This window comes from Ardenticatenales bacterium (assembly GCA_020634515.1).
Taxonomy (GTDB): domain Bacteria; phylum Chloroflexota; class Anaerolineae; order Promineifilales; family Promineifilaceae; genus JAGVTM01.
Map to the genome: position 1 here is coordinate 47,843 of JACKBL010000009.1, position 12,166 is coordinate 60,008.

General features: G+C 57.8%; 9 protein-coding genes. 4 read left to right on the forward strand and 5 right to left on the reverse strand.

The annotated features are described in order from the left end of the window. Positions 1–32: 32 nt before the first annotated feature. Positions 33–1,433: a hypothetical protein gene (locus H6650_20395; protein MCB8954374.1), complete on the reverse strand. Its 1,401-nt coding sequence runs from the start codon at positions 1,431–1,433 to the stop codon at positions 33–35. A 473-nt stretch (positions 1,434–1,906) separates the two neighbouring features. On the opposite strand from H6650_20395, the gene H6650_20400 reads away from it, so the two are divergent. Then, positions 1,907–2,695, forward strand: coding sequence for a TIGR00266 family protein (locus H6650_20400; GenBank protein MCB8954375.1), 789 nt, complete (start codon positions 1,907–1,909; stop codon positions 2,693–2,695). 11 nt (positions 2,696–2,706) lie between these two features. Here the strand turns inward: H6650_20400 and H6650_20405 are convergent, their stop codons facing one another. Both H6650_20405 and gyrA read right to left on the reverse strand, forming a co-directional pair. Then, positions 2,707–4,011 (reverse strand): ATP-binding protein, encoded by a 1,305-nt coding sequence (locus tag H6650_20405; protein ID MCB8954376.1) that lies wholly within the window; start codon positions 4,009–4,011, stop codon positions 2,707–2,709. A 306-nt stretch (positions 4,012–4,317) separates the two neighbouring features. Continuing rightward, positions 4,318–6,786, reverse strand: a complete 2,469-nt coding sequence (gyrA, locus tag H6650_20410) for a DNA gyrase subunit A (GenBank protein MCB8954377.1) — start codon at positions 6,784–6,786, stop codon at positions 4,318–4,320. 341 nt (positions 6,787–7,127) lie between these two features. On the opposite strand from gyrA, the gene H6650_20415 reads away from it, so the two are divergent. The 3 genes from H6650_20415 (at position 7,128) to H6650_20425 (ending at position 10,182) form a co-directional block, all read left to right on the forward strand. Then, positions 7,128–9,446, forward strand: coding sequence for a VWA domain-containing protein (locus tag H6650_20415; GenBank protein MCB8954378.1), 2,319 nt, complete (start codon positions 7,128–7,130; stop codon positions 9,444–9,446). Between the two features lie 113 nt (positions 9,447–9,559). Then, entirely contained in the window at positions 9,560–9,817 is a 258-nt protein-coding gene (locus tag H6650_20420; protein ID MCB8954379.1) for a type II toxin-antitoxin system RelE/ParE family toxin, read from the forward strand. After that, complete coding sequence (locus H6650_20425; protein ID MCB8954380.1) at positions 9,814–10,182, forward strand: helix-turn-helix transcriptional regulator; 369 nt, start codon at positions 9,814–9,816, stop codon at positions 10,180–10,182. The genes H6650_20420 and H6650_20425 overlap by 4 nt, the downstream gene beginning before the upstream one ends. A 240-nt stretch (positions 10,183–10,422) precedes the next feature. Here the strand turns inward: H6650_20425 and H6650_20430 are convergent, their stop codons facing one another. Then, positions 10,423–11,064 carry a hypothetical protein gene (locus H6650_20430; GenBank protein ID MCB8954381.1) on the reverse strand — a complete coding sequence of 214 codons (642 nt, stop codon included), beginning with the start codon at positions 11,062–11,064 and terminating at the stop codon, positions 10,423–10,425. 402 nt (positions 11,065–11,466) lie between these two features. Continuing rightward, positions 11,467–12,141 (reverse strand): hypothetical protein, encoded by a 675-nt coding sequence (locus H6650_20435; protein ID MCB8954382.1) that lies wholly within the window; start codon positions 12,139–12,141, stop codon positions 11,467–11,469. Positions 12,142–12,166 lie beyond the last annotated feature (25 nt).

Consider the following 12,166-nt stretch of genomic DNA (forward strand, 5'->3'; position numbering starts at 1 on the left):
GCGACGTTCCTCAGAAGAGCGTCGCGCCTGGGTTATTGAATCCACTGCCCGTTGCCAAAGGTGTTCCAGCCGCGGGCGATCCAGACATTCACCCACCAATCGTCCGGGCCGCGCTCAACTTTGAAGAAAGGTTCCGGCCATGTGGGCAGATACTCATCCAGGTTGTCGAGCATGTATTGCCAATCTTGGGGCGGAATGGATGGCAGAGGGCTGTTGGGAAGGGCTTGTCGTCGGGGAACGGGTGTGAGGCGTTCCAGGACGGGGGCATAAATCGTGCGCTTGATCGCCGCCAGGGTATGCGCATTGACTTGCGTCGCATCCAGGTCCGGCGGCACATCGCCCAGGGGCAGATCACGGAACGCTTGCCACCAGTTATCATTCCCCATCCGCAATGCCAGCCGCTGCAAGACAGCGTTGATGACCCAATCCACCGGTGCTTGCGAATTCAACGCCACGCCGTCAGACAATGCCTGCTCGGGGCGCAGCGTGCCCGGCATCGTTGCCGGTTGGAACTTATTCGGGTCCTTGATTTTGTCCTGATGCCGCACCTTGAACTGCTCCCGCCGGAAGGTCCAGGCCGCGTCCAGGGGGCCGGACCACGGCGATTGCCGGTGATGCAGCACTTTGTGATAGACCTGGGGCCGCAGTATGGGCGTGGGGTGTTCGCCATCATCCACGTTGAACTTCTGGGGCCGCTTCTCGAGTTGCAAATCTTGAAAATCGAGCGCGATCACCGGACCGGCAATGAGGCAGCCATAGACATCGGCGGCGATTTCCTCAATCCAGGCTTTCACGTAGTCTGGTCGCTGCCGACCATAGTCGTCGTTGAGCAGTTTGCGTACATTGCCATTGGCGCGACTGGCGCGACCAAAAACGTAATGGCCGACTTCGTGCGGAATCGCCAGGAAATCCTCAGGCGTACTCACGCAGCTAAAGGGGATGCCGATGAGGGCTACGTTGGCGTAAGGGATGATGCGAATGGAGGCGAACTTCTCGAAATAGGTGATGACGGCCGTTTCCGCGGGAACCAGGTCGCTCTGGATGGCGGGCTGCAAGGCAGCGAAGGCAAGCTGATCGGCGATGGCCAGGGTGTCGCGCATCGCGTCGGAGCCGTTGCGCCGCTGGTCGATAGCCCATTCGATGACCTGGAGGTCGTTGAAGGATTGGTTGATCACGCCGCGAAAGACGTAATCCAGGGGGTAGCCAGGCAACGGGGTGAGGTTGTTGAAACGCCCGGTGGTGAAGCCGTCCACGAAAAAGCGAAACTGGCCGGTGGCGAAGATATGCAGCCGGTTGAGGAGCGCGGCGAGTGCGAGTAGCTGCGGATCCGCGCTGGTGGGGGCAAGCTGTCTGGCGTATTGCAGTCGGTCATCAAGCGTTTGCCAACGGCGCTGCCAGATGGGATCGAGTAAACTTTTGAGGGGCGCAATCATGGCTGTTTCTCCTGAATACTGAAAAACCCGGTTTGGGGACCGAGGAAGAAGAAACCGGGGTTTTGGGTGTTGTTATCTGGCATGATAGGAGAAGAACGTTAAACTACCGTTGATTGTATGCGACGGGAGGGTGATAAGCTACTTTTGCCGGGCAAGCGGTCCCAACTGGCCGTATTTGCGGTATCATAAAGACTAAGTGGCTGTCCGCAATCAAGTTAGGGGAAATGTGCGGACAGCTTGTCAGTAACCATCCGTAAAAAGTGTGAAGTTATTTTCGGACGATTACTAAGTAACGGCGAAGGGTTCGCCCAAAATCAACTTTGGACTATCCATCAAGCAAGAACCCTTCCAGCGCATCCGTCAATTCCCGAACGAAGCCTCTATTAACGGATGTGCCTTAAGCCCGATTGGCCCCACTTTCTCTGGTGAAAATGGTCCAATCTCGTCCCGTGGGCGCACACAAGGAGCATGACATGAAGAGTCACGAAGTGGATTATCAGGTTTGGGGTGATGATTTGCAGTTTGTGGAGATCGAACTGGACCCGGGGGAGACGGTGATTGCTGAAGCGGGAGCGATGATGTACATGGAGGAGGGAATTACGTTTGAGACAAAAATGGGGGATGGCTCGCGCCCGGATCAGGGATTGATGGGTAAGCTGGCGGCGGTGGGGCGGCGGGCGATTACGGGCGAAAGCCTGTTTATTACGCACTTCACCAACGCGGGGCAGGGGAAGCAGCATGTGGCTTTTGGCGCGCCTTATCCGGGGAAGATCATTGCCATTGATCTGGACGAGGCGCAAGGGGAGTTGATCTGCCAGAAGGACTCGTTCTTGTGCGCGGCGTTGGGCACGGAGTTGAGCGTGGCGTTTAACCGTAAGTTGGGGGTGGGGCTGTTTGGCGGTGAGGGGTTCATCTTGCAGCGGTTGCGCGGTGATGGCAATGTGTTTATCCACGCGGGGGGCACGATTGTAGAGCGCCGCCTGAGTGGGGAGCGGCTGCGGGTGGATACGGGGTGTATTGTGGCGTTTGAGGCGACGATTGATTATGACATTCAACGTGCCGGCAATCTCAAGTCCATGTTGTTCGGCGGTGAAGGGATTTTCCTGGCGACGCTGCAAGGCACGGGGCGCGTCTGGCTGCAATCGCTGCCCTTCTCCCGCCTGGCGGACCGCATTCTGGCGTTCGCTCCACAGACGGCGGGCGGCAAGACCCAGGGCGAAGGCTCCGTGATTCGTGGCTTGAGCAACCTGTTTGAGCCGTAGTCGCGGCGCGATCAGGCAGTGTGAGGGTGCATCTCCACGAAGTAGCTCTGGCACGCCTCGTCAATCAGATCGGGCGTCAGGCGGGGGGGCGTACTTTCATAGTTGCAGATGGAGACCAGCGTCTTCAAAATATCGCGGGGATGCACCGCCTGCAACTCCCGCCGCGGCTCACGATACCATTTGTTGAGCAGGTGGAGGAATCCATCCTTATCAAAAGGTACGCGATACTGCTGGCAGGCGCTATTGAAAATCTGGTAGAAGAGCCGCTCATCAGGGGCGGTTACTTCTACTTTCATCTGAATACGGCGCAGGAAGGCGTTGTCCACTAATTCGCCGGGGTCCAGGTTAGTGGAAAAGACGATTAGTTGGCGAAATGGGTATTCCAGGACCTGCCCTGACTGCAAGCGCAAGAAGTCAATGCGGTTCTCCAGGGGGACAATCCAGCGGTTGAGAAGTTGCTGTGGGCTGAGTTGCTGCCGCCCAAAGTCGTCGATGAGGAACATGCCGCCGTTGGCTTTGAGTTGGAGGGGGGCCTCGTAGAATTTGGCGATTGGCTCAAAGCGCACTTCCAGGGCTTCCATGATCAGTTCACCGCCGACCATGACGGCGGGGCGTTGGAAGAGGCCCCAGCGAGCATCTACGCGCCCAAATTCGGCGTTGGTGAATTCGTCCTGGGGCACGGGTTCGTGGTAGAGGGGGTCGAATATCTTCACGATGTGGCCGCCGACGGTGACGGCGTAGGGGAGCCAGATGGGGGTGCTGCCGGCAATAAGCCGGGCGATGGCCTGGGCAATGGTGGTTTTGCCGTTACCAGAGGGACCGTAGAGGAAGAGGGAAGTGCCGGCATTTACCGCTGGACCAATGCGTCGGTGAAATGTATCCGGCAAGATTAGATGCTGCAACGCCCGTTTCACATCCGCCGGACGCACGTGCGCCCACTCCTGCGTTTGAAGCTGGATCGCCCGATTATACGAATCAATATCCACCGGGGCCGCGTCCATGTATTGTGAACGGGCAATTGCATCTCGCGCCCGTTCCCCCCCCTCATCCGTCAGGCGATACGCATAACTGAGCCGTCCCAACGATCCCGTCCGCGCAATTTCTACCAGGTGTTCCTGCTTCATGCGCGTCAGAAACTCGTCCAAAAGCTGGGCGTGAATCTTTATCACTTCGACGAAGCGGGCTACCGTTACCTCTCCCTCGCTAAACAGCAGGCGATAAATCAGGTCTGTTACGATTACGGACGGGATACCCAACTCCGCCATGGAAGCTGGGCGACCGATCACTTGTTTCAGGGTAACGTTATCGGGTAACAAAGGGACACTCCTCGTGCAAACAGGAAAATCGGGCAAATGAAAACTATCGCCGGATTTGGCATACCGGGCAAACTTCCGCTTTATTATGAGCCGGACCCCCCACAATTCGTATAAGACATTGGTATGACAGCGCCGACGCGCGTTTCCGCCAACAAAAAAGGGCGTGTGGGCGGCATTATCCGCCCACACGCCCTTCTGCTTTCCGACTTCATCACAAATGTATCAACCTGTTTTCCCGCAAGGCAACGGCTACCCCACTCGTGGCCTGAGCTTACGGTGGGAGCACCTGGATACCCACCTTTGACCTTATTCCTCGCTATCATTCACGCGGGAGAGCCGGCCTTCGCGGATAACGGCCACCGAAGCGACGGTATCGCCATCATTCATGTCCATCACGCGCACGCCCTGGGCGTAGCGTCCCTGGCGGGAAATCGTGTTTACCGGCGTGCGCAAGATAATGCCGTTACCGGAAATGCACGTCACCTCATCATCCTCCAGCACCACCCGCGCGCCCACGATTCGATCCCGGCGATCCGTCAGATTCATGACCGTCACGCCCTGGCCGTAGCGCCCTTGCGTGCGAAATTCGTCCAGGTCGGTGCGTTTGCCATAGCCGTTTTCCGTGATCAAGAGCAAATCAGACTGATCCAACACCACATCCGCGGCGGCAATGAGATCGTTGTCCGTCAGCTTCATGGCGTAGACGCCCTGTGCGGTGCGCCCCATGGCGCGCACGTCGCCTTCATAGAAGCGAATCCCCTTCCCCTGTTCACTGACCAGGATCAGGTCTTGCTCCCCTTGCGTCATCTTCACCCAGCCTAACTCGTCATCGTCCTCCAGGTTGATGGCGATCAGGCCTGTGGAGCGGACATTGCTGAAGGCGCCGACTTCCGTGCGCTTGATGCGCCCCTTGCGCGTGACCATCGTCAGATATTCGGCGTCGTCGAAGTTATGCACGGGCAAGGCCACGGTGATGCGCTCGTCTTGTTCCAGGGGCAAGATGTTCATGAGAGACGTGCCCTTGGCGGTGCGGTCCAGTTCGGGAATCTGGTACGCTTTTTCCGCGTACACTTTGCCCTTGTTGGAGAAGTAGAGAATGGTGTTGAGCGTGCCGGCAGCAAACAGGTGTGCCAGTTCATCTTCTTCGCGCCGTCCGGCCCCAATCAACCCCTTGCCGCCGCGCTGCTGCAAACGATACGCGGCCACCGGCGTGCGCTTCACGTAGCCGCGCTGGGTGATGGAGATCAGAACATCCTCATCCTGGATCAGGTCCTCCATGCGCAGTTCCGCATCCAGGCCAGGAGCGATTTGCGTGCGGCGGGCGTCGCCATATTTTTCTTTCAGGTCAATCACGTCTTCGCGGACGAGGGCCAGAATTCTGTCGCGGTCGGCCAGCAGTTCTTCCAGGTAGGAGATGCGGGCGGTGATTTCGTTGTACTCATCTTCGATTTTGCGCTGCTCCAGGGCGGCCAGACGGCGCAGTTGCATGTCCAGGATGGCCGTGGCTTGCGGCTCGGTGAGGCCAAAACGCTCCATGAGGCGCTCTTTGGCCATGTCGGCGTCGGGGGCGCGGCGGATGGTTTCAATAACGGCATCCAGGTACTCGATGGCCTTGAGCAGGCCTTCCAGGATGTGCTGCCGTTTGCGTGCTTTGTCCAGTTCAAACTGGGTGCGGCGGGTGATGACGACGGCGCGGTGGTCGATGTAGATTTGCAGTGCCCGCTTCAGGGAGAGGAGGCGGGGGTTGCGGTCTACCAGGGCCAACATTTGGACGCCGAAGGTGCTTTGCAGGGCGGTGTGTTTGTAGAGTTGGTTGAGGACTTTGAGGGGTTGCGTGCCTCGTTTTAGTTCGATGATGATGGAGATGCCGTCCCGGTCGGATTCGTCGCGCAGGTCGGAAATGTCGGGAAGTTTGCCGGCACGGGCCAGCTCCGCGATTTTCTCAATCAACCCCGACTTGTTCACCTGGAAGGGGATTTCCGTGACGTTGATGCGCTGCCGCTCCGACTTTCCGGGCATATCCTCAATTGTTGCCCTGGCGCGCATGACAATGCGCCCGCGTCCCGTGGCATAGGCGGAGCGAATCCCTTCTGTGCCCACGATCAGGCCCGCCGTGGGGAAGTCCGGCCCCTTGACGAACTGCATCAAATCTTCAACGGTGATGTCGTCCTGGGTTTCCTGGTTGTCCAGCAGGTAGCAGATGGCGTCGCAGACTTCGCTCAGATTGTGCGGCGGCACGTTGGTTGCCATGCCCACGGCGATGCCGGAGGAACCATTGATGAGGAGGTTTGGCAGACGTGCCGGCAAAACCAACGGTTCCTTCTCGCTGCCATCAAAATTCTCGCCAAAATCAACCGTATTTTGGTCAATATCCTGCAGCAGCTCCATGGCAATGCGGCTGAGGCGGGCTTCTGTGTAACGCATGGCCGCCGCCCCATCCCCATCAATGCTGCCAAAGTTGCCCTGCCCATCCACCAGTGGGTAGCGCAGCGAGAAATCCTGCGCCATGCGCACCATGGCATCATAGACCGCCGCGTCGCTGTGCGGGTGATATTTGCCCAGCACCTCGCCCACGATACGGGCGCTCTTGCGGTGTGGGGAGTTGGGGCGCACGCCCATGCTGTTCATGGCGTACAAAATGCGCCGATGCACAGGCTTGAGGCCGTCGCAGGCATCGGGCAAGGCGCGGGCCACGATCACGCTCATGGCGTAATCGAGATAAGCGTTCCGCATCTCCTTGTTAATGTCTACGCTGCTGACTGTACCGATGTTCAAGGCAACCTCCACGTTCGCTATCAGGCCAGTAAAACCGGGCCTTTTTCCCCGGATAAGGACTGACGATGAAATAAAGTACGTAATTGCATCGTCAGTTTGAAGGAACGGTAAGGAAACAACTCCGTTGTCTTGCTTAAATTCCGTTCCTACGCATCCGGGAAAATAAAAAAATGCCACCAAAAAAGGGGTGGCATTTCACCCATAGAATTGTACCTTATTCCTCCTATTTTTACGAGTTTTGCCGAACCCGCGGCCGGGTAACAAGGGGAGGAGCGGGGGAACTTTCCGTTTCTCCCCGGCGTCTGATTCACAGATTTACACATCAATCAAAGGAGCAAAAAGTGATGAAGAAGTTGTGGTTTGTGCTATTGTGCTTGTTGGGGTGGGTGATGCCGGCATCCGCCCAAGAACCCGTCCCCATTGTCCCCCCCGAACCCCCCATCTGGCATTTCGACGGCCTGCGTATCGCCTACCAGCGCGTCAACGTCACCATCGCCGACCAGGTCGCCACCACCCACATTGACCAGCTATTCGTCAACGACAACGACTGGATGCTGGAAGGAACCTACCTCTTTCCCCTGCCCCCTGGCGCAACCGTTTCCCAATTAACCATGTGGGTAGACGGCACGCCCATCGAAGCCAAAATCCTGCAAAAAGATGAGGCGCGCGCCATCTACGACCAGATTGTGCGCCAATTGCGCGACCCCGCGCTGCTGGAGTATGTGGGCAGCAGCGCCATCCAGGCGAATGTGTTCCCCATCCCCGCCCGCGCCGAGCGACGGATTGAGATCGAATACAGCCAGATTTTGCCCGCCGACAACGGCCTCCTCCACTTCACCTACCCCCAATCCACCCACCTTTACACCAACACCCCCCTGGACGAACAGAGCATCCACGTGGACCTCACCTCTCAGCAGGCCATTCGCGCCATCTACTCTCCCAGCCATCCCGTTTCCATGGACCGCGACGGTGAATTCCACGCTCTTGTCGGTTACGAAGCCAGCCGCGTCACGCCGGAGCAGGATTTCGAGCTATACTACACCGTCTCCCCCGAAAATATCGGCCTCAACCTCCTCAGCTACAAAGAAGCGGGGCAAGATGGCTTTTTCCTCATGTTGGTGGCTCCGCGCATTGAGGTGGACCCGAACGAAGTCGTCGCCAAAGATGTCGTCATCGTGCTGGACACGTCGGGCAGCATGGAAGGGCAAAAGTTGGCGCAGGCGAAAGTGGCCGCGCGCTACGTGATTGACCATCTGAATGCGGAAGATCGCTACAACATCGTCGCCTTCAGCACGGGCGCGCGTTCCTTCATGCCCGATCTGACGCCCGCCACCAGCCGCGTGGATTACGCCGGCTTCATTGATAACCTGGAAGCGGTGGGCGGCACGAATATCAGCCTGGCCCTGCTGGAAGCAATGGGGCAGGGTGACGCGGAACGCCCGCTGACCATCCTTTTCCTCACGGATGGGCTGGCGACCGAAGGGATCACAGACACGCCCCAGCTTCTCAATGCGGTTGACCAGGCGGCTCCCAGCAGTGCGCGCCTGTTTGCCTTTGGCGTGGGGGACGACGTGGACACGATCCTGCTGGACAGTCTGGCGGCGGATCATCGCGGGGCGACGACTTATGTGCGCCCCAATCAGGCGGTGGACGAGGCGGTGAGCGGTTTCTACGCCAAGGTAAGTACGCCGGTGCTGGCGGATGTGCAACTGACAGTGGATGGGGTGACGGTGGAGCAGTTGTATCCGCCGACGCTGCCTGATCTTTTTGCCGGCACGCAACTCATCATCGCCGGTCGTTATCGCGCGGGCGGCCCGGCCACCATCACCCTCAGTGGCCAGGTCAACGGCCAGCCGCAAACCTTCACCTACAGCGACAACCGCTTCCGCGACAGCGGCGGTGACGACTTTATTCCCCGCCTTTGGGCCACCCGCGCCATCGGCCACCTGCTCAACGAAATCCGCCTGCATGGCGAGAACGCGGAACTGGTGCAAAGCGTGGTCAACCTGAGCATCCGCTACGGCATCATCACCCCCTACACCAGCTACTTGATCGAGGAAAACGACATCTTCAGCCAGCTTGGACGGGAGTCGGTGATGGAGGAAGCCGCCGCCGACTTCGCCGCGCCCAAAGAAGCCAGCGGCTCCGCGGCGGTAGATGCCGCCGCCATGGCCGGCGCGCTTTCCGAAGCGGAAGCACCGCAACCCGCGCCCGGCCTGAACACCGGCGATGGCGAAGCGGTCGCCGCGCGGCAGATGGTGCGGCTGGTGGGCAGCAAAACGTTCGTCTACCGCGGCGGTGTCTGGACGGACACCACTTTTGACGCGGACACGATGCCGCCCCAGCCCGTGCCCTTCGCCAGCGACGCTTATTTCGACCTGCTCAACACCCTCCCCGAACTGGGACAGTACCTGGCATTGGGCGCGCAAGTGCTGGTGGTACACGAGCAAACGGCGTATCAGATCATGCCCGACGCGGATGTTGCCCCCATCACGCCGCAGCCGACGACGGCCAGCGGCGAACCTGCCGCCAGCGCCACGCCGCCATCTGTCCAGACCACTTCTACGACAACGCCTGCCGGCAAAAGCGGACCCTGCACCGCCGCCTTCATCGCCCCACTCCTCCTCCTGGGCGCGGGCCTGCTCCGCCGCCGCCGATAGTCGTAAAAACCGGGTTTTTGCAAAAAACCCGGTTTTTCGGTCTTTCACGTTAGTTGTTTGCTTTTTGCAACTGATCGTTTTGCATGGAATTTGCGATTTGCTACAATTCTTGCATGTACGACCTTGTCTTCAGCAAACAGGCGACCAAAGCATTGCGTAAAGCGCCGGCCGTTTTATCGCAGCGCATTCGCAAACAACTTGCTCAGATAGCCGCGGACCCTTATGGCTTTCATAGCAGTGTCACAAAATTGCAGGGACGTCCAGGTTATCGCGCGCGCATTGGCGATTGGCGCGTGATTTATGAGATTCAAGATGACCGGTTGGTCATTCTCGTTTTGAGAATAGCCCCGCGTGGTGAGGTGTATCAATGAGCGTGCAGATTATTTTGCGAGACGGTCAACCAGAGTGGGCAGTGATCCCTTACGATGCTTATACGCAACTGATAGAAGATGCGGAGATGTTGGCGGATATTCGTGAATATGATGCGGCGAAACAGGCTTTGGCTGAGGGGGAGGAGTTGGTCCCGGCTGTGGTGGTGGATGCGCTGTTGGCGGGGGAGAATCCGATCAAGGTGTGGCGCAATTATCGTCAAATGACGCAGCGGGTGTTAGCGGAGAATGCCGGCATTTCCCCCGCCTACCTGTCTCAATTAGAATCAGGCGCGCGCCGGGGTTCCATGGAAACCCTAACCCGCGTCGCCCAGGCGCTAGATCTCACGCTTGAAGACTTGAAGTAGCTACGGCTCGCCACATGCGCTTTCTGTCTTTCATCGCAATTCGACTTGGAAACAGTCGCTTTGACTAATGCCATTGCAACATCTGCGACGGCGTCAGGTTTAGCCGCTTCTCTCCTACGAAAATAATCTTCCCGGAAGCTTGGTCACGGATGATGGCCCTGGGGAGCAGCTTCCGGGAAGATATTGTCATTTATGGTGGTGCATCGCCGCGCATGAAATTTCCTCTGAAGCCCACGCTGCTCACGAATCAGAATCGTCTTCCGTAAACATCTCCCATTTGTTTTGTTTAGCTGCTTGTTCCACCTTAGACTTGGACGAATCCCGGAGCCTGGACCAGAGCCGCCCCCGCAGAATTACAATGAGGAAGATAGGCAACAACAACAGCAGAATGAGGCGCTGGCGGTTTACGAGCGTATAATCTGGGAATAGTACCAACGACGGATCATTTGCCGGCAGCTTTCTCCCTTCAAACCGCAACTCGTAAGTTCCAGGAGCTTCTATCTGAAAGTCAAGTAAGATGTTGCCGCGTAGCAGATCAGTGTCATACGGATCGTTCTTGATTCGATCAACAATAACACGCGGGGTTTCCTGCCCGGTTGAGTTATCATAAATGTGTAAATCGCCGGCAATGACGTTGCTGGCCTCCGAAATAATCCGGTACCGTCCAGAATGTGCGAAAGTCAGGGGGATGCTCTCCTGCGTCAAGGGTATGTAGACGATATTCTCAGCCGATGGTTGCCGGAAAATTCCCAATTTCTCCACCGGCAAGGCGTCCAACCAGACCCCGAACTGACCACTATACACACCTCCAAATACAATTCCTCCTAGCAGCATAAAGATTAAGGCAATACCTACGTTGTAAACCTTCTTTTGTTGATGCATTCTCATTTCTCCAATTCAACCAGTAAATATGACTCACCAGTTATCGCGTGATACGCACCACGCTCAGATACAGCGCTCCCCAAAAAGCCGATGTCCAAAAATATCAAGAACAACACGTTTCCCACACTGGAATCAGGGGCGGAACGGCGGGGCATCATCTGGATAGCTGGTGGTATAAGGGCGAGACGGCGCGGAGAATAGGTTGCCTGCCTGGACAAAGGAGTTTCCGCGCCGTCCCGCCCCTACGCCGAATGGGGTTCCATGTAGATTCTCTCTGAAGAGAATCATCGGAGCGGAAATTGAATAAGGCAACAAAGTTGGCTCCTTACCGCTCCTTCAAACTGGCGATGCAATTCACGACTCATTCTCTCGCCCGCCCTCAACGAAGTATACGCCAAGTTGTCATAGCATGGTTACCAGCGCACCCAGGTCTGGCTGGGGCGTCCCCCACTGCCCTGATTGCAGATACCATTGTTTTTCGCTATGCAGCAAGGCGATTAGGCCGGCGTGCAGGGGGCTGAGGGCTTTGGCTGTTTCGTAGCGCGCCAGCAGCGATTGCAGGGCCGCCAGGTAGACAGTCCGCGCTCCCGCCGCCGCCAGCCGTTCCAGCAGTTGCTCCCGCCGCCATCCCCGCGCCGCTTCCACCTGGCCTAGCAACCCTTCCGCCTCCGCCGCCAGCAGATTTGCCAGCGTTTCCTGCCTGGGCGCTAATTCCAACACGGGCGCGTCGGAGTGGATGGTGATGATCACCTCGCCCGGCAACCGCGCCGTGTCCAATGTCCCCCCAAACACGTAGAACGCGCCTTCTTGTTCTTTACGCCCGCGGACATAGATATGTCCAGGCGCAAGGCGTTGTGTTTCCGTGGGGGCGGTTTCCGCGTGAATGCGGCAGATCGCGCACGGCTGCCCTTGCCAGTCAACGACGGTGAGGATAACGGTTTGCAGTTGGTGGCCGGAAGCCTGTTCAGGCAGAATAAGACGCACGCCGGTATAGCCGGGACTGCCGGCATTTAACCGGGGCAGGACCTCATAACGCAATACTTCCAGGCGGTGCAAATCATAATCCGACTCGCTCATGATAAAAACAACCTCAAAAACCGGG

Coding starts and splice junctions, on each gene's coding strand:
- H6650_20425 (MCB8954380.1), top strand. CDS start 9,814: ATGAGCGTGCAGATTATTTTGCGAGACGGTCAACCAGAGTGGGCAGTG.
- H6650_20395 (MCB8954374.1), bottom strand. CDS start 1,433: ATGATTGCGCCCCTCAAAAGTTTACTCGATCCCATCTGGCAGCGCCGT.
- H6650_20435 (MCB8954382.1), bottom strand. CDS start 12,141: ATGAGCGAGTCGGATTATGATTTGCACCGCCTGGAAGTATTGCGTTAT.
- H6650_20420 (MCB8954379.1), top strand. CDS start 9,560: ATGTACGACCTTGTCTTCAGCAAACAGGCGACCAAAGCATTGCGTAAA.
- H6650_20400 (MCB8954375.1), top strand. CDS start 1,907: ATGAAGAGTCACGAAGTGGATTATCAGGTTTGGGGTGATGATTTGCAG.
- H6650_20430 (MCB8954381.1), bottom strand. CDS start 11,064: ATGCATCAACAAAAGAAGGTTTACAACGTAGGTATTGCCTTAATCTTT.